Annotated in this window: 17 protein-coding genes; 5 read left to right on the forward strand and 12 right to left on the reverse strand. The window is 45.0% G+C overall.

Going from position 1 to position 24,520, the window contains the following annotated elements; translation table 11 throughout:
- Positions 1 to 107: 107 nt before the first annotated feature.
- On the forward strand, positions 108 to 677 hold the full coding sequence (locus RIF36_RS14280) for a DUF4136 domain-containing protein (protein WP_350122307.1): 570 nt from the start codon (positions 108 to 110) through the stop codon (positions 675 to 677).
- An 82-nt stretch (positions 678 to 759) separates the two neighbouring features.
- Positions 760 to 2,376: an ABC-F family ATP-binding cassette domain-containing protein gene (locus RIF36_RS14285; RefSeq protein ID WP_350122309.1), complete on the forward strand. Its 1,617-nt coding sequence runs from the start codon at positions 760 to 762 to the stop codon at positions 2,374 to 2,376.
- On the opposite strand, the gene RIF36_RS14290 is transcribed toward RIF36_RS14285, so the two are convergent.
- From RIF36_RS14290 to RIF36_RS14300, 3 genes are read right to left on the reverse strand one after another with little or no spacing between them, the layout of a single operon-like run.
- The gene (locus RIF36_RS14290) at positions 2,367 to 2,843 is read right to left on the reverse strand and encodes a DUF6495 family protein (RefSeq protein ID WP_350122311.1); all 477 of its coding nucleotides are present in this window, start codon (positions 2,841 to 2,843) and stop codon (positions 2,367 to 2,369) included. The genes RIF36_RS14285 and RIF36_RS14290 overlap by 10 nt on opposite strands.
- 50 nt (positions 2,844 to 2,893) lie before the next feature.
- Positions 2,894 to 3,817, reverse strand: a complete 924-nt coding sequence (locus tag RIF36_RS14295; protein ID WP_350074012.1) for a PorP/SprF family type IX secretion system membrane protein — start codon at positions 3,815 to 3,817, stop codon at positions 2,894 to 2,896.
- Positions 3,814 to 9,603 (reverse strand): T9SS type B sorting domain-containing protein, encoded by a 5,790-nt coding sequence (locus RIF36_RS14300; RefSeq protein ID WP_350122313.1) that lies wholly within the window; start codon positions 9,601 to 9,603, stop codon positions 3,814 to 3,816. Before RIF36_RS14300 ends, RIF36_RS14295 begins: the two co-directional genes overlap by 4 nt.
- A 189-nt stretch (positions 9,604 to 9,792) precedes the next feature.
- Between RIF36_RS14300 and RIF36_RS14305 the strand changes: the two genes are divergently transcribed.
- Complete coding sequence (locus tag RIF36_RS14305) at positions 9,793 to 11,199, forward strand: DEAD/DEAH box helicase (protein ID WP_350122315.1); 1,407 nt, start codon at positions 9,793 to 9,795, stop codon at positions 11,197 to 11,199.
- An 89-nt stretch (positions 11,200 to 11,288) separates the two neighbouring features.
- On the opposite strand, the gene RIF36_RS14310 is transcribed toward RIF36_RS14305, so the two are convergent.
- Together RIF36_RS14310 and RIF36_RS14315 are read right to left on the reverse strand one after the other, a co-directional pair.
- Entirely contained in the window at positions 11,289 to 12,062 is a 774-nt protein-coding gene (locus RIF36_RS14310; protein WP_317492035.1) for an acyl-CoA desaturase, read from the reverse strand.
- 138 nt (positions 12,063 to 12,200) lie between these two features.
- Positions 12,201 to 12,800 carry a sigma-70 family RNA polymerase sigma factor gene (locus tag RIF36_RS14315; RefSeq protein ID WP_350122317.1) on the reverse strand — a complete coding sequence of 200 codons (600 nt, stop codon included), beginning with the start codon at positions 12,798 to 12,800 and terminating at the stop codon, positions 12,201 to 12,203.
- A gap of 592 nt (positions 12,801 to 13,392) precedes the next feature.
- On the opposite strand from RIF36_RS14315, the gene RIF36_RS14320 reads away from it, so the two are divergent.
- On the forward strand, positions 13,393 to 14,199 hold the full coding sequence (locus tag RIF36_RS14320) for a hypothetical protein (protein WP_350122319.1): 807 nt from the start codon (positions 13,393 to 13,395) through the stop codon (positions 14,197 to 14,199).
- A 3-nt stretch (positions 14,200 to 14,202) separates the two neighbouring features.
- Here the strand turns inward: RIF36_RS14320 and RIF36_RS14325 are convergent, their stop codons facing one another.
- The 3 genes from RIF36_RS14325 to RIF36_RS14335 form a co-directional block, all read right to left on the reverse strand.
- A complete protein-coding gene (locus tag RIF36_RS14325) occupies positions 14,203 to 15,207 on the reverse strand; it encodes an ABC transporter ATP-binding protein (protein WP_350122321.1) in 1,005 nt (334 codons plus the stop codon).
- A 21-nt stretch (positions 15,208 to 15,228) separates the two neighbouring features.
- Positions 15,229 to 17,292 (reverse strand): carboxy terminal-processing peptidase, encoded by a 2,064-nt coding sequence (locus tag RIF36_RS14330; protein WP_350122323.1) that lies wholly within the window; start codon positions 17,290 to 17,292, stop codon positions 15,229 to 15,231.
- Positions 17,293 to 17,499: 207 nt separating this feature from the next.
- Positions 17,500 to 18,180: a head GIN domain-containing protein gene (locus tag RIF36_RS14335; protein ID WP_350122325.1), complete on the reverse strand. Its 681-nt coding sequence runs from the start codon at positions 18,178 to 18,180 to the stop codon at positions 17,500 to 17,502.
- Between the two features lie 119 nt (positions 18,181 to 18,299).
- Here RIF36_RS14335 and RIF36_RS14340 point away from each other — a divergent pair, with 119 nt between their 5' ends.
- The gene (locus RIF36_RS14340) at positions 18,300 to 19,580 is read left to right on the forward strand and encodes an N-acetylmuramoyl-L-alanine amidase (RefSeq protein WP_350122327.1); all 1,281 of its coding nucleotides are present in this window, start codon (positions 18,300 to 18,302) and stop codon (positions 19,578 to 19,580) included.
- A gap of 12 nt (positions 19,581 to 19,592) precedes the next feature.
- Here RIF36_RS14340 and RIF36_RS14345 read toward each other — a convergent pair whose 3' ends face one another.
- From RIF36_RS14345 to RIF36_RS14360, 4 genes are all read right to left on the reverse strand, one after another.
- Positions 19,593 to 19,766 (reverse strand): hypothetical protein, encoded by a 174-nt coding sequence (locus tag RIF36_RS14345; protein ID WP_193217756.1) that lies wholly within the window; start codon positions 19,764 to 19,766, stop codon positions 19,593 to 19,595.
- A 211-nt stretch (positions 19,767 to 19,977) separates the two neighbouring features.
- A complete protein-coding gene (locus RIF36_RS14350) occupies positions 19,978 to 20,835 on the reverse strand; it encodes a DUF4249 domain-containing protein (RefSeq protein WP_350090527.1) in 858 nt (285 codons plus the stop codon).
- A gap of 3 nt (positions 20,836 to 20,838) precedes the next feature.
- A complete protein-coding gene (locus RIF36_RS14355; protein ID WP_350122329.1) occupies positions 20,839 to 23,385 on the reverse strand; it encodes a TonB-dependent receptor in 2,547 nt (848 codons plus the stop codon).
- A 194-nt stretch (positions 23,386 to 23,579) separates the two neighbouring features.
- Complete coding sequence (locus tag RIF36_RS14360; protein ID WP_350122331.1) at positions 23,580 to 24,518, reverse strand: FecR family protein; 939 nt, start codon at positions 24,516 to 24,518, stop codon at positions 23,580 to 23,582.
- Positions 24,519 to 24,520: the final 2 nt, after the last annotated feature.

Consider the following 24,520-nt stretch of genomic DNA (forward strand, 5'->3'; position numbering starts at 1 on the left):
TACACGATGGGTTACAACTCGTTTTGGTCAACACGTGTCATCATTTCATTATTCATTTGCAATGCCCGGTAAAGTCCTTGTATATTAACGCTGACGATACAATCAAAATGATGCAAAAGATCAGTCTGTTTCTTTTACTATCTGCCATTTACTTCAGTTGCTCGGTAAAGGTGGTGTCTTTCGAGAACCCCAGAACAAACTTTGGAAAATTTGAGGAGTACACTTTAAAGCGGCCAATGGCCGATAACAAGGACCTGACACCTGAAGGCAAGCAATTCATCGCCAGCTTCGAAGACGCCATTAATTCCGAGATGAAAAAGAGAGGTTATGACCTCACCTACTCTCCTGACCTGGAGGTAAGCTACGATATCGTTTCGAGCCGACAACGGGATACCAATGTAAATAGAAGCCCCTACTACTATAACCCGTGGTACTATGGAAACTATTACAATGTATCGCAGACCAATTACACCGAAAGCATTGTCATTGTGGAGATGAAGGACGCCACCACAGGCAAAACCGTATGGCAGGGTAGCCTCGACCTTCGCTACACACGTAATTCCAAAAAGAAAGACAGCATCATCCCCGATGCTGTCGAACGAATCTTCAGCGACTACCCCTACCTGGCCGGTAGCAATAAAAAAGTAGAGGTCGAAGGAAAAAAGAAGAAAGGGTGATAATAAAGTATCATAGTGCAAGTGTTTAGTTAAATACCATTCTTTCCCTACCTTTGCGGCTTCAATTGCAAAAATTCCATTTATGATTTCTGTTTCTAACGTCTCTCTCCAGTTCGGAAAGCGTGTATTATTTGATGAGGTCAACATCAAGTTCGTTCAGGGTAACTGTTATGGTGTGATCGGAGCCAATGGCGCCGGTAAATCCACTTTCCTTAAAATTCTATCAGGCGAGATGGCTGCGAACGCTGGTCAGGTAAGTATGGAGCCTGGCAAAAGAATGGCCGTATTGAATCAGAATCACTTCGAGTTTGATGAGGTGCCTGTTATTGAAACGGTAATGATGGGGCACAAAAAGCTATGGACTATCATAAAGGAAAAAGACGCCATTTACGCAAAGCCTGATTTTTCTGAAGAAGATGGCATCAAAGCTTCCGAGCTGGAGGCTGAGTTCGCCGAAATGGATGGCTGGAACGCCGAATCGGACGCTGCAGCCATGCTCAGTGGCCTTGGCATCGTAGAAGCTGACCACTACAAGCTGATGAAGGAGTTGCCCGGCAACCTGAAGGTAAGGGTGTTGCTTGCCCAAGCCCTGTTCGGTAATCCTGATGTGCTTATTCTTGACGAACCTACCAACGACCTCGACATCCGCACGGTGTCGTGGCTGGAAGACTTCCTGCTGGAATTCAAGAACACGGTCATTGTCGTTTCTCACGATAGGCACTTTTTGGACACCGTGTGTACTCATGTGGTTGACATTGACTTCAGCCAGGTAAAGTTATACACTGGTAACTATAGCTTCTGGTACGAGTCCAGCCAGCTAGCCCTTCAGCAGCGAGGCTCAGCCAATAAGAAGGCTGAAGAGAAAAAGAAAGAGTTGCAGGATTTCATTGCCCGCTTTAGTGCCAACGCCTCCAAGTCCAAGCAGGCAACCAGCAGGAGAAAGCTACTCGAAAAAATCAATATCGATGATATTCAGCCCTCCACCAGGCGATACCCAGCCATTATATTCAATCAAAGCCGCCAGGCTGGCGATCAAATTTTAGAAGTAAAAAATCTGGGATACAGCACCGACGGCACAAACCTTTTTACCGGGCTGGATCTTTTTGTTAACAAGGGCGATAAAATAGCTGTTTTGAGCAAAGACAGCATGGCCATTTCCGCCTTCTTTAAAGTGCTTATGGGTGAACTGAAGCCAAGCAAAGGTGAATTCAAATTTGGCCAAACCATTACTACCGCCTACCTGCCCAACGAAAACGACAAGTTCTTTAATACAAGCGACAACCTGATCGATTGGCTGCGTCAGTTTTCAGAAGGAGAAAAAGACGAAGTGTTTATCAGAGGCTTCCTCGGAAAGATGCTTTTCTCTGGCGAAGAAGTCTTCAAGAAAGCAAGCGTTCTTTCCGGTGGCGAAAAGGTGCGATGTATGATCAGCAAAATGATGCTTGCCCAGGGCAATGTGCTGATCCTGGACGAACCCACCAATCACCTCGATTTGGAATCCATTCAAGCATTCAACAACGCCCTGGCAGATTTTCCGGGCACAGTGCTTTTCACCTCTCATGACCATCAGTTTACCCAAACAATTGCCAATCGGATCATAGAGCTAACGCCAAATGGTTGCCTTGATAAACTGATGACTTACGATGAGTATGTGGAGAACGAAAAGATTACAGCGCAGAGAGAAGAACTCTATGCCTGATCGGCTATGACCAGGGCCAGTGTTTTGAAAAGCTTTCCATCGGAGACGAGGTGACCGCTGCTCAGCATCAGAAAAAGCTCCTCTTCACGTACTGTGTTGTAGAGCTTTTCGGAGGTGAATAGCTCAATATCCGACGGAGGACTGGCTAAGGACTTTTGCAAAAAATCCTGATCGGTAAAATCGGCCGCTTCCCCCCCATGCATCCCGCAAAGAACAACTTTGTCCTGGAGGCACTGATAGGTCATTACATGAGACCTTGTTCTGATTTCCAGAAACTCAGTTTTTCTCAATACGTCTTCGAAAACCACGTCGCTGAACAAATCCACTATTTTGTTGGCCTTGGCGGGAGTTTCCTTCTTCAACTTCTCCCAGTCGTCTGCGGTGATTCCGTTGACGATCAAATAGTCAATAAACTCCTTTTCAAGCGCTGTCAGTTCTTCCCTTGTTAGGGTACGGTATTTTGCCATAGGTGGCAAAGATAAGGCTCAAAACTGTTTCATGGCACCAAAAAATAGCACTAGAAATTAGTTGGTTCAATTTCCTGAAATGGGAGTGCCTTCAAATCGAGCCTGATACTAATCTCATGAGTGCCATACTGATAACCCAAAGATTTATTGGTGGGGATTTCAAAAGTGTAGTTGAATTGAATTTTCTCTTGAAGTTTTACGCCTGCCAATGCCCCAAAAATATCCAGATTCCGGGTAAAAAGACCAAATGAAAAAGTGCGGTTCCCTATCCAAGTCATGCCGAGATCGTAAGACAACGGTACACCCTCCACCGCTCTAATCAATACGGAGGGCTTCAGGTCGGTTTCTTCATCAATTCGAACCAGGAATGCACCCATCAGGTAGGCCGTTCTTTTATATGATGTATTTCCCTGACTGTCTCTCGGTAGCGAGCTTTTTGACAGTCGGGGAACAGAAACCCCAAGGAGTAACCGATCCGCTGTAAATACAGCACCAGTCCCAAAATTGACTTTGGTGGATCCATTGGTTGGTACAAAAACAGGATCATCGGAATTATCAGGATCCAGCACAAGCTTGGAGTAATCGATTCGGCTGTTTAACACACCCGCTTGTAACCCAAAAGAAAGCTTGTAGGTGGGTGATGATATCTTATATGCACCAACGGCATAAACTTCAGAGTTCCGAACAAAAGACACCTGATCCTGCAACACAATCAGTCCACCACTGATCATATTTTTAAAAAACGAACTATAGCCGGAAGCAGTCATGGTTCTTGGACCATCATCCAGGTTAGTCCATTGGGCACGGTAGTTAACGCCAGCCGACAATCGATTATGTACCCCGGCGTAGGCAGGGTTAACTGTCATAGGATTGGTCAGGTACTGATTGTATAGCGGGTCTTGCTGTGCATATGCCACCGTTGCCATAAGGGCAGCAGACAAAACCATCAATAGTTTTCCTACAAGTGATTTCATCTTTTGAGGAGTAAGGAGCCCTTGAATGTTTTCTTGATGGCCGGAACCTCGAATTGATAGTAGTATGTCCCGGAAGGGAGGTCGTTCTCGCCTCCGATATTACTTTTCCCTTCAAACACGCCCGTTCGGTTGTCGTATCCTTCTTTTTCAAAAATTACATCACCCCATCGGTTAAAAATCCGAAGTCTGTTATCTAAATGCCTGTCGGCAAATTCAATTTTAAGAAAGTCATTCTTGCCGTCACCATTTGGGGAAACTCCATTGAAAACGATGGCTCCCACTGAGGTTACATTGATGTCTACAGTACCTGTTGCGCAGGCACCGTCAGAGTCGCAAATAGTAAAATCGAAGTGATCAAATCCAGCAAAAGAGAGGCCAGCGTAATCTATGCGAAGTACTCCAGCCCTGACTAATGCAATGGAAGCCCCATTGTTGGTAGTACCTGGGTGTGCCAGGGACGACAAATCTACATTGCCGTTATTATCGGTCACAAAATCGGCAACATCCACTTCCACGGCCGTCCCCAGAGGTGTCACCAATGATATAGCCGAAACTTCAGGCGCTTGGTTCGTGATAACAAAGTCGACGGAGCCGGGGGTTGCCAGACCACAGGAACCAGTGATGGAATAAGTCAGGGATTGTACACCAAAAGTGCCCAAAGCGGCCGTGAATGTCAGTAACGATCCATTAAGTGAGGCCTGTCCTTTTTCCGGCTGCGAGGTAAGCACAAAATTATAGTTTTCCTCTGACAGTCCATTCAGATGGGCCAGATCGACAATTGCCGGTGCTCCAATAGTTGCTTCTACCTCCACTTTTTCCTCTATATCGATTATGTCCAAAGTGACAGTGATCGCATCAGACACAATACCACAAGTATTGTTAGCTGTCAAGACCAACTCAACAAACCCTATTTCCTGGTCAAACTCACTTGGTATGTATTGAGCATTGAGAGCGTCACCATTGATAAACTGCCCTGTTCCACCAGTCGTCCAGTGGATGTCGGAGATGTTCCCTGACTCTCCCCCGCTCAAAATAAACTGCGACGGACAGGTTGTAAAATCATTTCCTGCCGTTACGGTTCCGTCCCCGGTGCATCCGCCCGGTGTAACCTGTATCGTCACAGTTCCTTCCGCTGATGTGCCTCCGCAAGGCAAATGAATAACATATTTAACCAAGTAAGTGCCCGGTTGGGCTTCGGCCCCTGTGTATGCCAATGAGCCGGATACCAAAGACGCTTGACCGTCAGTTGGCTGCTGAGTGATTTCAAGTGAGTAGCCAAGACCCAGCTCAGTTGAATTAAGCACACTCACTTCTCCAGTCTCTCCTGCCACAACTGACAACGTCTGAGCTTGCGGCTCAATGGGCTCGAAAATACTAAGTGTAACCTCATCAGTTACTTCTCCACAGCTGAAACCAACGGTGGAAATCACCAATTTGACTGTGCCATTAAGCTGATCCGCTGAACCAGGCGTATAAGTGGTGGAAGCGGCGTTGACATCACCAAATATGCCGTCGCCTTGCGTAGACCAAACCACCCCGGCTGCGCCGGCAACCGACCCACTCAAAGTAACTTGAGCGCTGCCACAGCTTTTGAGAATCGTGGCGCCTGCAGAGATAGTCACATCGGAAATCGACTTAAAGCTCACAACCATTTTATCAGAAACGCTTGTGCAAATCGCTCCTGCCGAAGAAATAGTCAGGTTAACAGTCTTGCTTGATAAGTCTGACGAGCCAGGGGTATACACAGCCGTCGCACTGCTGGCATTGTCGAACGTTCCGTCCCCATCAGTTGTCCAAATAATTGAGCCGATGTCCGCACCCAAAGTTCCGCTTACTTGCACTGTGGCACCTGCACATACGTTTTGATCATCTCCTGCCGACAAGGTTGATCCTTCAACTGTTTGAATGGTTACATTCATATCATCTGCCGAAGCAGAACACAGCTCATCAGTGGATGAAAGCGTCAGTACTATGGCTTTATTAGCGATATCGCCAGGTCCAGGTGTATAATTGGCCGTGATATTGGATGCGTTGTCGAAGGTGCCATCTCCATCGGTTGCCCAAATAATTGAGCTGACATCCGCACCCAAAGTTCCGCTTAATTGTACAGTGGCACCTTCACATACGTTTTGATCATCTCCTGCCGACAAGGTCGATCCTTCTACTGTTTGAATGGTTACATTCATATCATCTGCCGAAGCAGAACACAGCTCATCGGTCGATGAAAGCGTCAGTACTATCGTTTTGTTCGCAATATCCCCAGGTCCAGGTGTATAGATGGCCGTGATGCTGGATGCATTGTCGAACTTCCCGTCCCCATCGGTCGTCCAAATAATTGAGCTGACGTCCACACCTAAAGTTCCGTTTAATTGTACCGTGGCGTCAGCGCATACCTTCTGGTCATCACCTGCTGACACGCTTGATCCTTCAGCTGTTTGAATGGTCACATTCATATTATCCGTCGACGCCGAGCACAGCTCATCGGTCGATGAAAGCGTCAGTACTATCGTTTTATTGGCAATATCGCCTGGCCCAGGTGTATAAATGGCCGTGATGCTGGATGCATTGTCGACGGTGCCATCTCCATTGGTTGTCCAGGTTACTCCAGTTACACTTCCACCAAAGCTGCCCGCAAGACTAACTGTATTTCCTTCACATATCTTTTGGTCAACACCAGCACTTATTTGCGGGCTTTTTACCGACACCATCCCAGTGACCGATTGCTGACAAGCACCACCAAAGAAAACTGTGAGAGTAACTGTGAAATCACCTTTTGAGGTAAATGTATGGCTTGGGTTTTCCTCGTCAGATGTTTGATCGTCCCCGAAATCCCATAGCCAGCTATCTACCTGGAAATTTATCAAATCTGTATTGTTTTCAAATAGAACAGAATTGCCCAAACAAGCCTCAGCGGACGTGTCAAACGCTATATTGCCAGCTATAACACAATCCTCAGTAGACATTTTTCCTGCAAAGTAACCGGTATTATACGCTGGCAAATCAAGCTGAATTGGGTGAAAACTGGCGGGCCCGGCAATCTCACCAGAAAGGTAGAGGTTTCCCTCCCTGTCGGAATTAATTGACACGCCTTCCTCGTAAGAACTGCACTCACCGCAATTGTCAGTGGCATAACCAAATGCCTTTGCATAGAAAAATGAACCGTCTTCGGCCTTTGCTCCTACTACAGGAATTAAGTAATCGTAACTATCGATTCCATCTATTTGTATCCCACCAAATGTAGCGGAAAAGTAGGAAGAACCAGTTGCAAACAAATTTCCATCGGCGCCAATTGTGATGCTTGTCCCGATATCAGTTCCTTCCCCACCTCCATTGTTAAACCAGTTGGAGCCTTCAGAAAAATTGATTTTGGCGACGAAAAGGTCTGACCCGCCATATAATCCGGTTGTGGTATACTCCTTCCCCTCCCAATTCATGGTTTCCTGGTAGTAGCCCGTCAGGAACAAATCACCTGCCTCATTCGCAATGAGGTCAGCTATTTCCTCGTTAGAATCGGTGTCTTCGACGCCTAGTTCCTTGTCGGCCGCTCCAAAAAAAAGATAATTGTCAAGCTCATTTTCTTTGGAAAATTGGGCGACAAAAAGGTCATTCCGTCCTCCAACAAAGGGAAGCTCTACATCGGCGTTAAAAAAGTTGTAGGTATAGGCAAAATAACTTCCCCCTACGAAGAAAGAGCCATCTGCGTTGGCCCCCACTACAGTTCCGTAGGCATCGGGGGTGTCCAATGCCGATACGAAGTCACCGCTTTCAGAAAACCTTGCAACATAGAGAACATCGTCAGTTCCCCATTCCCCGGAATACCGACTGCCGTTGAAGGTAGCACCATAGGAATCGAAATTGCCCGTTATCAACACACTCCCTACCTCGTCAACATCGATGTCTTTCACGTATTGGTCTGACGTACCAGTCACGGCATCTATTGCCCACAGCTTGGAGCCGTCAGTTTGATAGGCAGCAACAAATACGTCCCGACCCTGCGATAACCTCACCACGGCCGCCGCTTCCGAGAGGCCAAAACCTCTATCCTCGACTATAATCTCTCCAATATCGTTGATGTACTCTCCATCGAAATACATGAGTTCATCCCCATCATAGGTTCCGGTGAAGTAAACGCCAGTTGGGCCTACAACAATCTCTTCCAAATCATCCCATCCAGACGAGCCAGCCGACTTGATCCATTGTAACGCACCATATGAATCATATTTTGCGAAAACAATGTCGTTTTCTCCTTGACTCACCAACCTGTTTTCACCATCCGAATAGATACCACTAAAAGTCCCTGCTCTGTACATGTTACCCTGGTCGTCGACCGCTGATTTTTCCATGGCGATGTTGTAACGGTCGCAACTCACCAAAAAGTTGGTCTTGGAGAAATCACTAATTGTACTTAACAAATAAAAGTCTTCATATGTAGTGGCAAGCGTATGCTCTCCAAACCCGACTGAATAATCATATGAGCCAAGTATCACAGGGTCACCGTTGCTCGAAATTGAAATACTTTGCCCAGAGTTATACGAGCCAGTGCTATTCTGATCGGGCGTGATTTGGATATCAAATGTGCCCTCAGCATCCTCAATTCTGCCGATAAATGTATTCTGATCACCGCTAATCCCATATAAAGTACTCTCCTGAAAAGTAGCATAACTTCCCATTTGCCCAGTCCAAAACACTCCCATTTCGCTGGCCGCAATATCTCTTCCAAAAATATTGGCGTCCCCATAGGCTGAGTTGATCCAGTTAAAGTTGAAAGACCCCGCACCCTCATCTGTGAACCTAAGTGCGTATGCCTCCGTGTACTCATTAGATGCACTCCAAATAGGTTCTACATTATCGCTGAGGAGGTCAAGCGAGTTCCTGAATCCACCTGTCAGGTATATTTCTTTGCCATACACATCCATCCCATAACCAGTGGTGTAGTCCTCGAGGTAGGTTCCTATGACGCCATTGTATGCCAATAAGTTTTTGTCAGAATCATACTTCTCTATTCTTGTCGCATAACTCCTTTCCCCTTCCACGCCAAGGGTGTAATTGTATGCCCAAAACACGTGATCATCTACAACTTCAACTGCAAATCCATTGCTACCATTTTCCGGCTCCGGCTCCTCACTTGTGACCTGCCAAATGGGAATACCATTTTTGTCGTATTTGACAAGTATTCTGTGATCGTAGCCGGTTAGTTCTTCCCGAGGAGAAATACCTTCTCCGAGGTCAAGGGCTCCGGAATAGGATCCGGCAACATAAATATTTTCCTCACTATCTACCGCAATATCGTACATCTCGGCCTTTTGAGCACCTTGATTAAACGCATGCACAAGTTTCCCTTCCGGGGTAAACCTTGCAACAAAGAAATCTTCGTATTCTGAATCTTCGTTGCTAAGAGTAAGCTCGTCAAAGTAAAGAGTGTGAAACATCTGTCCCGTGATGTATACATCACCACCTGGGCCTATCGCCAAACCCGATTTTTGCGGATGGATGTAGTAATAGTCGTCCATACCGATACTGCGCACCCAATCTACTTCTCCATTTGAACTGAATTTGGCAAGGAAATAGTGATAATAATAGTCATCGAAGAATTCAAACGATCCTACCTTGAGCTGGCTCTCGTAGCTACCAAGAGCGTATGTATTGCCCTCACCGTCTGTAGTTACGACATGTCCCTTGGACTGACCGTAAAATTCGGCGTCACCTTTGGCCCAATAAAAACTTTGCCCAGACACTCCTGAGAATACAAAAGATGAGAGTGCCACACTGATGATGATCCTCAACATAAAATATATATATATTAAAAAATAACGCTTAAAATGAATAGCGATGTACTCTAAGCTAACAGGAACATTTTATCAAAAAAATCCATTTTTGTCTTGATAAAGTTCAATAAAAATAGCGAGCATATTCCACACATAAAAAAATCTCCTTAGAAAATACTTTCAACCACTATTGATACGCAAACCAAGCAAATGGGATGCCCTTTTCAGGAAAAGTTTTTGTCAGGCAGTGCACCACACACCCCTCATATAAGTAATATATCAACTACCTTTGTGCTCAAGATTCTCAAAATGATCGATCAATACTTACGCAATCTGGGCATTTCACAGCTCAACGAAATGCAGCAGGCCACTATAAAAGCCGCTGGAAAAGAAAAAGAGCTCATCTTGCTTTCACCTACAGGCTCCGGAAAAACCCTGGCGTTTCTGCTCTCTCTCCTCCCCCGTCTTGTCAAAGACCAACCAGGGATGCAAGCCCTCATCATTGCACCCTCCAGAGAGTTGGCAATTCAAATAGAGCAAGTGGCGAGAGGCATGGGTACCGGCTTCCGTGTCAATAGCTTCTATGGTGGTCATTCGCTGAGAACAGAGCTGAACAACCTCAGCAACCCTCCTGCTATTGCTATCGGCACCCCGGGGCGGCTACTCGACCTGATCACAAAAGAGGCTTTCGACACAAAGAGTATTAAGCACCTTATCCTGGATGAGTTTGACAAGTCGCTCGAAATGGGTTTCGGTGGCGAGATGTCAAGTATCCTTGAGCACCTGACAAACCTTAAAACCAGGTTTCTTACCTCTGCCACACAGGCTGTTAAAATCCCTTCTTTTCTTAAAATGTCTGCCCCGTACACGCTGGACTTCACCACCAGGTATGAGAACAAGGAAAGCAAATTGGATCAAAAAATGGTTGTGGCTGAGGGCAACGACAAGCTTGACGCTCTCTTTAAACTCCTTTGCCTCCTGGGCAGCAAGAAAAGCCTGATCTTCTGTAATCACAGGGAGGCTGTTGACAGAATTGGAGAGCTGTTGTCTATTAAAGGCGTGGAACACAGGACTTACCATGGAAAGCTTGAACAGGATGCTCGTGAAAAAGTATTAGCCCAATTTCGCAACGGTAGCGTCAACGTTTTGCTCGCCACCGACCTGGCAGCCAGAGGGCTTGACATTGCAGAAATTGAAAATGTGATACACTACCAGCTTCCGCAAACCCAGGAGGCCTTTATCCACCGAAATGGCAGAACGGCCAGAATGAATGCCTCTGGTAGCTCATACCTTTTGCTGCTTCAATCGGAGAAGCCACCAAAATACCTGGCCAAAAAGCCTCAACTGGTAACCCTGCCTGAAACCCTGCTCACCCCCCCTGCTCCTGCGTGGTCAACCCTTGAGTTTTCCGCCGGTAAAAAGGATAAGATCAATAAAGTAGATATTGTAGGCCTTCTCTTCAAAAAAGGTCTTTTGGAAAAGGGAGACATTGGCTTGATAGACGTGACGGACAAGGCTGCTTATGCTGCTGTGAACAGAGAGAAAGCTGTGAAAACAGCCATGAAAGTGAGTGGAGAAAAAATAAAGAAGATAAAAGTCAGAGTCTCGGTGCTTTAGGAAAGTACCTAACGGCAAGCACAATAGCTAAAAGCAGAAAGGCCCGCTTCGCAGCAGGCCTTTCTTTTTGCAGATATAATGAATATGACTTAAGCAGCTGCCTTTTTGGCGTCAGCTAATGATACCGCCTTGTGGGGCTTGATCTCTATAACACCCATTTTATCCAGCAGCTTGATAATATAATAAGTTGGATCTATTTCATGCCAACGAATTCCACCAAAATTTGCACGGTTGCCATATTTGTGGTGGTTATTGTGATAGCTTTCACCCATCATCAGGAAGTCTACGGGCAAGAAGTTTCGGGAAGTATCGCCAACCTCGAAATTTCTGTATCCATATTTGTGCGCAAACCAGTTGATAATCGCTCCATGAATTGGCGAAAGAATAAACTGCAATGGCAGAAACAGCCACAGCCACCATGCATCAGCGTACAAATAGTACACTCCTACATACAACGCACCCCAAAATACTCTTGAGTACCATGAACGAGCGAATTTATCAAAGGCATCCCATTTTGCAACTCCTTCGGTGAATCTCTTCTCCGGCACCACTCTTCCACTGGCAATGTCTGAGTAAATGGTCTTTGTTTTCCACATCATCTTGAAAATGGTCTCATCATACTTTGGAGAGTGGGGATCATTTTCTGTGTCAGCAAAAGCGTGGTGCATCCTGTGCATTACGCCATAGCCATAAGGGCTCAGGTAATTTGACCCCTGAAATATCCAGGTAAGTACAAAGAATACTTTCTCAGTGAACTTACTCATCGTAAACGCACCATGAGCTGCATAACGATGTAGGAAGAACGTTTGAAAGAACAATGACAAGTACCACTGGGCAATAAAAAAGGGTATGATAACTTCCATCTTGTTATTAGTATTTTTTACGGTTTAGATTTGACCTGCTTGTGATCTATTCCCTTAAGACAAAGTCAAATTTAATTTGTGACAGAATTAATAAAATATTTTTTTTCGTATTGGCAACATAGCCGTTTTCCTGGCCAACTAAGCCTTTTGGCTGATCTCAAGTCTCAAACCCTCAATGAGCTCTTTGGGCTCCCCAAATGAGCAGGCCTTCTTGAAACTTTCAATAAGCTGAGCTGAGCTTACCATATCGAAATTTATCTTGCTGGTATCTATTGCCAGTTTCTCCTTAGCTCTGGAAAACAACTGGCGACAGTTCTCTTTCTTTTTATTGACAATCTGCTGAAGCTCGTCGTACTCAATATTGAACACCTCCCGTAGCAGGTAGACTGCCCTCTCCACAGGTTCCAACTTTTTATGCAACATTGCCAAGGCGGTGGAAATTTCGTGCTCTATATCGATATGAGAAAGATCCAGCTTCTCCACAAACTCTATTGGGTTAATGGCATCAAGGTATTCGTTCTTCTTTCGTTTGATCGAATTGAGATGATTGATGCAACTATTGGTCACCGACTTGATCAAATAAGCTTTTGTGTTCTTGATTTTTTCGTGATCTAGTGTTAACCACTTCAAAAAGGTGTCCTGCACAATGTCTTCGGCGTCTTGCCATGAGCCTACCATCTTCATGGCAAGCCTGTGAAGCAAGGGTTGATAGAGCGTTATCGTTTGAGCCTGATTCAATTTCTGAAATTATATACAAAGGTAAAGTCAATACCTTTAGTTAGCACTATTTGTTTTCGATTATTTAACCCTTAAACAATCGAAACACCAATAAAGTGCAATTTCGGATGGCAATTCTCAAGGTTGAATTGCCACAAGCCTGAGAAAATGATAATGTGCGGTCTGGAGATCGCTAACTGATGCAGTCTAAAAAGCAAAACGGGCAGGGATTAGTCATCCGCTGCCCGCTTCATTCTTCACCAGCCTTAACCAGTGAACAACGTCAAGCTATTGTTCATCCGCCTCAATCGCAACGTCACCTAGGTGGCACTACGCCTGACAGGATTCAAAGTACGCCGATCTCTCGACTTTTCTTTTTCTTCCCTGGGCCCTGCTGGCCGAGCAAACTATCTCTCACTTGATGAAATGAATTTCCGTATAAACCTTTGCAATAACAATTTTGCAAGCCCCTACTTTTCAACAACTTATACACGACATTATCAACACCCTGACCAGTGTTGTTCACCTCCATACCAACAGGATATCCACAATTGTCGGCTGGTTTACTTTCTCAATCCAGTTTGCAACTTAGCTTTGCGTCAAGTTCTTAGCCATGAATAAAGCAACTACCCAGGCCCTCGTTATTTGGGCATCGCTTCTCGTAACATCCTGTGACTCAAAAAAGAGCCCATCTTCGAGCGAACAGTCATTTACAACCCGCATTCAGCAAATACCTTCCGCACTTCAGGAAGGCCTTAAGGCCCATGGCGGTCTTGAAAAATGGGCAAAATACGGTACGCTAAGCTATACCGTAGCCTCCAAAAGCATCCCGGAAAAGCATCTGATTGACCTGAATAGTAGAAAAGTGCTGATCACCACCGACAGCACCTTCACAATGGGTTTTGATGGGAAGGATGTTTGGGTAAGCCCAAACCTGGCAGCCTATCCAGGCTCCTCAGCCACTTTTTACCACAATCTTGTATTCTATTTCTTTTCCCTTCCTTTTGTCGTTGCCGACCCTGGGGTTAATCACAACGCTTTACCAGACATCACATTTGACGGAGTGGCTTACAGCAGGATCAGCATTACTTTTGGAAGTGATGTGGGCGAGTCTCCTGATGATCAGTACATACTTTGGTTCAGAAAATCAGACAAACTGCTAAGTATGATCAATTACTCAGTCACCTATTTTGATCCTGCCAATGCCAGTAAGTTCAATGCTATGGTTTACGAAGAATGGCAAACTGTCAATGGCCTAAAGGTTCCTTTAAAATGGACCTCCTACAAATGGGAAAACGATTCTCTCGGAGACAAACGAGGTGCTACTTTAGTAACAGATGTATCCTTTCAGGAAGGAACTCCGGATGCCACCTTATTTCAAAAGCCTGAAACAGCCGAGATTGATAATAAAGGCAATTAATAGTTATTTTTTCAGATGATGAAGCTTGGAGACAGGCCATTTCACGAGCCATTTGGAACCTGCCTTCAAAGCCCTGTTGAGAATGGCCTTTATCTCTACATGCTGAGATGTTCTCAAATGAATCATGTAGTAAAAGCCCCGGAATTGGGCGTCGGTTACCGTGGCTTCCACCCCTCTTCCGTCAGCCTCTAACGCCACATCTTCCGGCCGAACCATCCACTTGCCATTTACCTCGCTGGCCTTCACTCCCATTGATTCCAGATTTTTCCTGGTGAAGATGTTTACCTCCCCAAAAAAAGAAGCACCATAGGCGGTGACTGGCTGGTTGTACATCTTTTTTGGGCTGGACAACATGTCCATTTTGCCAAGCCGCAGAAGAAGTATCTTGTCCGCCAGGGAAAGTGCTTCTGCCGGGTCGTGTGTAACCATAATAACCGTAATGCGAAGTTCTCGGTGAATCTCCTTCAAAACGGTCGTCATCTCGCTCTTAAGCATCACGTCAAGGTGGCTGAACGGTTCATCCAGTAGCAGCAACTCGGGTTCATCGGCGAGATTAACCGCCCATACTACTCTTTGCCTTTGTCCTCCAGACAGTTGATCGGGCCGTCGCTCCTCCAGGTCTTTTAGTCGACAAATTTTGATGAGTTCATCTACCCTTTGCGATTTGTACGGGTCACTGAAGGCCCTCAGTGCATGCCTTAGGTTTTCCCGCACCGTCATCTTCTCCTGAAGCTCCAATTCCTGAGTAATCAGTTTTATATGGTTGTAGCCAGGAACTAAGCGGTCGATGGGGCCCTGGATAAGACTGCCACCCCAAGTGATTTTTCCATCGCTTAAATCGACCAAGCCTGCTATCGAACGCAGCAATGTTGTTTTACCGGATCCACTGGCGCCAGAGATGACCAAAAAAGAACCCCGGGGCACATTGAAACTAAGCTTCGAAAGTGCTTTTGTCTCAACCCCGGGGTACTTTACACTGCATGTAGTAACTTCCAAACCTTCAGGCATGCCCAAAGGTATTTCATTTTTTTAACCCAATCGAATTTTAATCAAGTTGGCCAATAATTTAAGGCTTTCATCGAGATAGACGTCCTTTGGTTCCTTTCTATCTGTGCCAGCTTCTTTCACCTCTGAGTCGTTTATCTGAGTACTTAGGTCTCTGATAGACTCTCTGGCTGCTCTCACATCATCGATTTCAGCCTTTCTTATAGTGTAGTTCAGAGAAATTTCATTTTTTGAGCGTGCTTTTTTTGCTTCTTCTATGTCATACTGTAGCTCTTTGAACTCTGCATTGTTCTGCAAGTCAAGCGAATAAATGCGTGTTAGCTGCTCTATAAGTTTGCTGTCAATTTTATTTACCGGAGTAAAACTGGAGCTTCTGATTTGATCCCAGGGCAATGCACTTGGCTGCGAGCTTTCTCCAAAACTATCCGCATCATATGCAGACGGGAATTCGATGTCAGGCTTCACTCCCAGGTGTTGTGTGCTGCTCCCGTTGACTCTATAATATTTGGACAACGTAAGTTTTACCTGCCCCAGTTTGGCAGTTTCCTGCGGCAAAAACTGATCAAGATCAACAAGCTGTTGCACTGTGCCTTTGCCAAAAGAGTTTTCACCAATGACTATACCTCTTTTATAGTCCTGAATAGCCCCTGCAAAAATTTCGCTGGCCGACGCACTAAATCTGTTGACCAAAATTGCCAACGGCCCGTTGTAGGCTATCTCGCTGTCCTTGTCAGTTCCTACGTCAATTGATCCGTCAGCATTCTTTACCTGCACTACAGGCCCCTTAGAGATAAAAAGACCAGACAAATTAATGGCCTCCTGGAGCGAACCACCACCATTGAACCTCAGGTCCATCATCACGCCGTCTACACCATCGGCTTCCAACTCCGCAAGAAGTCTTTTTACATCCCTGGTAGCACTCTTATAATCCTTCTCCCCTTTTTGAGCACCTTCCCAGTCAAAGTAAAAAGACGGCAGAGTAATAACACCAAGCTTATAAGTCGTTCCGCCTTCGGTATAGGGTACTATCTTCTTAGATGCCGTTTCTTCCTCCAGCTTCACCTTGTCCCTTACTAGGCGCAACTCAACGGGCAAAGATCCATCAGGTGCATCATGAGGAACAATCTTTAAGCGAACAACTGTCCCTTTTGGCCCTCTGATCAGCTGAACAACATCATCAAGTCGCCAGCCGATGACATCAACAAAGTCTTCTTTGTCGCCCTGGGCCACTGCCACAATTTTATCGTCTTTGTAAATCTGCTTACTCTTATAAGCCGGTCCGCCAGGAATTACCTCATACACCTGCGTATTATCCATTTGCTGCGTCAGTCTTGCGCCAATACCCTCCAGAGATTGCGCCATGTCAATCTGAAAGTTCTCGGATGTGATCGGCGAAAAATAGTTGGTATGTGGGTCAAAGGCCTCTGTAAATGAATTCATGAACATTTGAAAAGCATCTTCGCTATTGTACTGTTCAATCATTTTGTGATAGCGTGCATAGCGGCTTGCCAGGGTGGTCTTGATATCTTTCCACTCCTTACCTTCAAGCTTCAACCCCAGTGCCTGGTACTTGATGGTTTTTCTCCACAGTTCGTCCAACTCATCAAACGACTTAGCCCATGGCTCCTTTTCCCGGTCTGGCGTAAACATCTCATCTGAGTTGAAGTCAGGCTCGGTCTCCAATATCTTATTCACCTTGCTGATTCGATCCAGGGCTCTTTCCTGATACAGCCTGAACATTTGAAATGGCACATCGATATTTCCGGTAAGCAGGTAGTTGTCAAAATAGTCCTTGTAGCGCTTGAAATATTCAATATCGGACACAACGAAGTACATCCGGTTGTTGTCCAGGTTAGTGATATAGTTGTTAAATATCACATTAGAGAGAGAGTCATTCAGAGGTGTTTTTCTGTAATGATTCTGAAGAAGTAGACGAGTGATCAGGAGTGCCTCTTTGCCGTGTTCAGCATTTGGCACTATCAGCTTCGTTGTGTCAGCAATAACTTCGGCTTTTCCGGCTGAAGCTTGAATACCAGTGCCCAACAGCACAAACAAAAGGGCGATCCATAAGAATGATGCTTTATTCATAATTTTGTTTTGTCAATAATAATGTATCCAACGAAAATTAGGCCAGAATGATCTCTAGAAAAGAAATATTTCCATGACCGGGAAACAGTTTTGGCAAATTGGTTTCTCTATTCGGCATAGTTCGACTTAAGAATTCCTGAAAAGTATTATTTAAAAACAAAAAAAGCAGGTTTCCCTGCTTTAAATATCATTATTTGTTTGTGACGGCTAATACCTGACCACTTTGCCACTGCTATTTTGGTCGGCAATTAGTCTGTCAGGCGTTCCTTTGTATGTCACTCTGCCGCTACTACTAACGTCTGCCATTAGCTCCCTGCTTACCGACACATTTACCTTTCCGCTGCTGCTGACATCGGCCCTCGCCTTTTCACTTTCCAGATCAAACCCATCGTAGTAACCTGAGCTGCTCCCATCTATTTCCTGAAATGTGGCCCGGCCACGGAGTGTCACCCGGCCACTGCTCGACACATCTACCTCAAGATCACTGCAATTTACCGCCAACGACATTCTGCCAGAGCTGCTGGCATCGGCATAAAAAGAAGTCGCATTAATAGTTTCTTCGGCAGTGACTCTGGCTGACGAGCCCACTGATACTCCTTCAAGTTCTCTATAGGTCAGTCTGATTTTTATACTGCCCCTCCAGTTTCTGTTCCACCCATCAAGATGTATCTTCAGCTTGCTACCCGATACTTCAGTCAGAATATCTTCAAGATCAACCTCGTCAGAAGTAATTTCCGCCCTTTCTTCACTACCCTTAACCAACTCGACCTCAATAGATTGAGAGACAGACAGCTGGCTGAAGGCCGGTAACCTTCTGGTTTCCTTCATCTGGGCATTTACCTGAAAAGAAATGAGCCCGACAAAAAGTAGTATAATAAGATGTTTCATGTGTGCAGTATAGTTTCGTTAATTAGTGCTTTGGTGAAAGACCGAAATTTAGAGAAGGGGTTGCAATTGTTTGAAAATCTTTTCGTTTCGATGACGAAAGAAATTAGACCGGCTAATTGATGATGAGATTTTGCGTGTTGTCCGTTGTTTTTCTGGTGGCAGGGAGTTTGTCGGCCCAGAGTCCTGTGGGAAACAACAGTAGGGTATTAGAAGTAAGCCCCGAGCTTTCGGTGCAAAGAGTAATCCCCAACAACCAAGGTGAATATGAGCTTTCATCCGGCGAAAAATATTTTACTTCGCTAGTGGTTAAAATATCAGGCTCCGATTCTTTCGAAACTTCTTCTATAGCCGCCGAAGGGAATTCTTATCCCCTTGAGGTTGATGAGCACACCGACTTAGATGGAGAACTTCAGAGTCTTCCTGTCATCTTCGACCTACCCGGACAAAATGCCAGATTGCGACTACCCAACGTAACTGAACCATTTTCAGTTTATTATATTAGTGCAGGTGAGCTGCCATCTTCTGCCCGCACAGCCGGTGAGCTCAAACCGTTGGTCACAACACCAGGTAGCTGTGAAGAGCCCGAAACTATCGATCAATCTGAATGGAGAAAAGGGCTTTCTGCACCGTCTTATTCGAGGAGCTACACAGAAACAGAACATCTCATTGTCCATCACTCGGCTACCTCCAATTCGCTTACAGACTATTACAATGTGGTTCGAAACATTTATATCTACCATACGCAAGTAAACGGCTGGTCCGACATTGGCTACAACTACTTGGTGGCACCTGACGGTACTATTTTTAATGGAAGAGATCCGGCAGATGGTGAGCAAGACCTTGTGCTTGGGGCTCATTTTTGTGGAAAAAACTCCACCACCATGGGCGTTTGCATGATGGGCGACTACAGTACCACAGAGCCGAAGGAAGAGGCTATTTCTTCGCTGGAAGCACTACTCACATGGAAAGCTTCAAAAGACATATTGGATGTACTGGGAAGCACGCCACATCCGCTCAACGGTAATCTAAATACTATTGCGGGACACAGACAGGGCTGCGCCACACAATGCCCTGGCGAAAAGGTATTTGAAAAACTAGAAACAATACGGCAGGATGTCTTTGCAAATTTGCAGGCTTGTAATGATCCGCTGGTGGTAAGCACCGTTACGTTTTATCCAAACCCAAGTGAAGGAGATGTGCTCATTGAACTGCCCGAGGAAACGGAACTTGAAGCTGTTGACTTGATAACATTGAGCGGACAAAAACAGTCCATTGGACTAATCAACGAGGGCCTTAATGGGTACCGTGCAGTGACCTCCTTTCTTCAACCCGGAGTTTACGTGATGATGTTCAAACTAAAAAATGAACTCCCTCAATACAAAAAAATAATTCTTCGATAAGCGCTTACGTTATCAATGCGCTTTTACTTCAGCCAATTCAAGCACCTGAGCAAGATAAAACTGCCTGAAGTACAACTCCCTTGACTCCTCGTCCAGAAAAGCGTCTTTTGCCTTATTAAAATGTCTTACTTCCTTTGTTTTTAGCAATTTGAGAAGTCCTTCCGAAATTTTGTTATCTAATAGCATGGCAATAATAATTATAAGTCTTTACTTTTCAGGAAAGCAACATTAGCTCTTAACGTTACTACCCCCCATTTTTGTTACTTTTTTTCTGGCTAAATCTAGTCAGGTGAAGAAGCCTACTTGCGCAAAGCAGCGCTGCGTGTAGTAACCTTCCTCTACTTATTGTCAACAAAAAGGCGGTTTACCCCCATGCTGTTTTAAAAAAAGAATGACTTTATTGATTTTTTTTGATGACGACCTGCGCACTGGACACGCTACTCATGCCGAAGTAGCCGAGTATTACTCCCTCATCATCATTCAGGTATTTTAAGTTTCCCCTGACCAGCGATGGTGGCGTGCTGGTAGACTTCCCTAAGCCAATTGCCTGTGTGTTAAGGTTTTTAAGGTATTCAAAAGCAGCCGCATCAATTGTGTATTGACTAACAGTGACGGTGTCGTCTATCTGGAATAACAGGCTTGATAGCTCAAAACCGAATTTCTTTCCATTGAAAAATCGGTCAGTAATGAGAATCAAGTCTTCGGCTCCGCTGAACGAAATTCCGTTCTCCGCTACTTTCCAACGGTAGTAGTCATTTTCAGTCGCAGGATCCGACACGAAACCAGTCACCAAATAGCCCGAAGTAAATGATAAAGTTTCGGGCACAAAAATGTTCGGTACGAACGTATAGGTAAGTGTGTCTATTGGCGGAGCTGGTTTAAAAGAGTTTTCATTTGAAACAATGATCTTATCCTCCCATTCCACCACAAGTTTGTAGTTCACGCCAGGCACACCCACAAACTCTGCTGAATCTGTTAGATACTCGCCGGGTTTTTCCGGATTTTCGGTCAAAAAATAATTGACCCCCTTCGAATTGATGTAAACCTTTGCGTTGGATATTCTTGGGTTTGTCTCAGGCGAATCAAAGGGTAAAGTCTGAGAAAGGCTAACACGGTAAGGACCTGGTTGATCGGTAATCCATCCTTCAACCACCAGGTAAGTGCTGCCGGAGGGCAAATCGATTGAGATAGGGTCTTCGCATGCCAGTAGCACAAAAGAGCTTAAAATAATAGCTAGCAGGGCTGATCTACGCATCCGTCAGAATTTGAAATTATAGGAGACTGATGGAATGATTGTGCCCAACACAGAATACCTGATGGTTTCTGTTTGGCTTGGGTCTAGAGCGCTTTGCCTGAAAAGGTAAGAATAGGCGTTCCGCCGGGCGTATACATTGTAGATGGAAAATGTCCAGCTGCTTTTAAACTTTCTTTCAAGACTTTTTCTGCTCACGTAAGTTGTCGACAGATCCAGCCTGTGGTAGTCGGAAAGCCTGCCCTGATTACGTTTTGAGAAATTTGGCACTATCACACCATCATAAACGTATTTTGCGTCTGGCAGGGTTACGGGGCGCCCTGTGCTGAAATTAAACGTAGCAGAGAAGCTCCATTGTCTGCCTTCGTCATAAATACTCACCACTGAAACGTCATGCGTTCTGTCATAATCGCTGGGGAAAAAATCTCCATCATTTAGTGTTTCTTCCACTGTTGCTCCCTTTATCTGTGTCTCCGCTCTCGCCAGGGTATAACTTATCCAGCCCCGAAGCACCCCCTCAGGCTTTCTAACAAGAAGCTCAGTGCCATAAGCCCTGCCAATACCAGCAAGCACCTCTGTTTCAATAGTTTCATTTAATAGTAAGTCGGCCCCATTCTTAAATGCTATTGTATTTGACAGCGACTTAAAATATGCTTCAAGAGAGAGTTCCAGATTTCCATTAAACATATCTCTGTAGTAGCCTAGGGTCCATTGATTCGACACTTGCGGCTTAATATACCTGTCACTGAGTTTCCATATGTCGGTAGGTGCAGGCGAGATACTATTAGTAATTCTGTGGATGTATTGATAGTTTTTGTTGTAACTGGCCTTAAGCATCGAGGCTTTGCTTAATTTATAGCTTGCAACGAGCCTGGGCTCAAACCCTTCATAGAAGTCGATAATTTGACCAAATTTATACTGCACGGTGTCGACAATCGACGTTCTGCTTTTTGGTAACCCGTTTACATAAATATAGTCATTTGACGGGCCCAGGTAGTAAAAACGAGACCACCTTGCTCCTGCCACAGTTTCAATCCTTCTGCTCCACTTCTTTTCCCAACTGCCATATAGGGCTGGCTCTACAGCATGCTCCGAACTCAGCTTTATTTCCACCACCGAAGCGTCTTCAGTAAGCGGTATCCTGTCTCCGGGATTGAGCCTGTGGATAATAGACGAATAACCAAAATTATAGGTATTGTCAGGGTTTGAATAAAAATTGAAATCGGACTTAAAAGTGTAGTTGAAGATGTAAGACGTTCCTATAAAATTGGAAATTTCGGAAGGGTCTTCCGTTTTATAACTGTACTCGCTCAGCGTGAACGTATGATTGCTGAATAGACGGTTTCCAAAAATATGATTCCACCGGGCGATCAGCGCACTATTGCCCCAGGTTCGTTGAAATGTTTCTCCAACCTTGTTACGGTCTTTGCCAACATAGCCCGATAGATAAACCTTATTTTTGGAGTTCAAATCGTAGTTGAGTTTCATATTGAAGTCGGCAAAGTTGAGGGTACTCCTCCTTACATTGTTGTCGCCCAGTTCATAATTGATATTAAACAATGAAGACCGTACCGATGCCAGGAATGAGCTTTTTCCTTTTACAAGTGGCCCTTCCGCTACCAACCTACCCGACAAAAGCCCAAGTCCTCCTGAAAAAGCAAATCGTTCCTTGTTGCCCTCTCTCTGTCTCACACTCACCACTGAAGACGTTCTGCCGCCGTAGGACGCCGGTATATCACCTTTATATATTTCTATGTCGTTGATCGCCTCAGGGTTGAAAACGCCCACTAGTCCAAAAAAATGAGATGTATTGAAAATGACTGCTTCATCCAGCAGTATCAGGTTATTGTCGGCCGATCCGCCCCTTACATTAATACCAGTGGCGTCCTCCCCAACGTTTCTGATGCCTGGCAGCAGCAATGCCCCCTGCAGCACATCTACTTCGCTGAGAAAGTAAGGAATCTTGCCAAAGATGTTTCGGCTTATCTTGTGATAACCAGTGTTTTTAGCTGTCAGCAAAACGTCAAAGTCCTTTGGAGACACGACCAATTCGGGCAAATTGGCCTCTGCCGACTCCAGAGAAAAGTTTTCTTCTGTCGACTCTGCCAAAGTCAACCTGGTCTCGATTGACTTATAGCCTACAAATGAGACACGAACATCGTAAACTCCCTTAGGCAATGAGAGCGAGAAAAAACCGTAGGAGTTGGTAGAAGACCCAGTTTTAAGAGAATCAATCCAGATTGTGGCACCAATCAGGGCCTCGCCAGTGCTGGCCTCTCGCACCTGGCCTTTCATGGTTACGTTGTCATTTTTTAGCGGAGCCTTATTTTTGACGGCTATTAGCAAGATTAGGTTGCCTTCAAACTGATACTTCAGATTTTCAGCAAGCACTATCTTGTCGAGCAAATCATCCAGCAAAATAGTGCTTCCATTGACTTTGATCTTCTTGTCGAATGGAATCGACTGATCAACGTAGGAGGGTTTGAAAGAGGTTTGATCAGCTATCAGGCGCAAAGCTTGCCTGACAGAAAGGCTAGCTTCGCCGTCAGGCATTCTCAAAACCACGTCAGTGTGACTCTGAGCGACTAATGCTGAGCTTGCCGACAGCAAGCAAATGTGAAAGATAAAACAGACTCTTAAAAACGTTGGCATACTCCCGAAAGCGACCTCTAAATAAAGACATGTTTCGTCTATAAAAGGTAACTATAGGAGTAATAAATAAAAAAAGAGGTTGGAAGTTCCCTGTTCTAATTTTCGCAGGGCTCCGCAAGAACTACATATGAACCACCTTTTTGCTCCACTGATCCATTTAGTAGCGTAGCTATTACGTTCAGGCTCTCCTGAAGGCTGAGGTTTTTAAGGGTTACACTTAACTTGCACGCTTTCAATGCTTCATTGTCGAGTGTGATATCAGCATGGTAGTGATCTTGTACTTGTTTCAGTACTTTATCCAAAGGCTGATTAGAAAATGTCATCATGCCAGTTTTCCAGGAAAGAAAATTCATGTCAGTTATATCGGATCTCCTAATGACGTTATCTTTCATTACAACGTCCACCTGTTGATTTTTTTGGAGCATAAGAACCTTTTCCAGAGCTGAGGCTTCCACAGTTCCATCAATCACAGCAAGCCTGACCCCTTCCTTCGTGTTTTTCAGATTAAACTCTGTACCCAACACTTTAGCCGTCATACCGTTCGACTCTACAACAAAAGGATGCTCAGCATCGTGAGTTACTTTAAAATAAGCTTCCCCTTTCAACTTGATATTTCTGGGCTCATCCTCAGAATAAGATATCTGGCTATTGGCGTTGAGCCAAACTGAAGAGCCATCAGGTAGCGTAATCTCCTTTACCTTCTCATTGGCATTAACTACGGCGGTTTCGGAAAAAGCCTGACTAGTGACAGTCGATTGAAATACAAAATAGCTGCCAACGATGAGAGCAAGACTTGCAGCAGCCCAGTAGAAGTACCTCAAAGCAAACTCCTTCTTTTCCACACTAAGTCTGCTCTTTACTTTACCCCATGCACATTCCACATCAGGGCAATAGTCCGAGGTGTCGAGGGATGCATGCTCCCATACCTTAATCGTCTCTTGAAGCTCGACTGATTGATGAGCATCAACGTTCTTCTCAGCTTCAGAAGCACCTTTTGCCTTACCGTTAAAATATTCGACTAAGTCTCGTTGCATTA

Source organism: Imperialibacter sp., assembly GCF_040222815.1.
Taxonomy (GTDB): domain Bacteria; phylum Bacteroidota; class Bacteroidia; order Cytophagales; family Cyclobacteriaceae; genus Imperialibacter.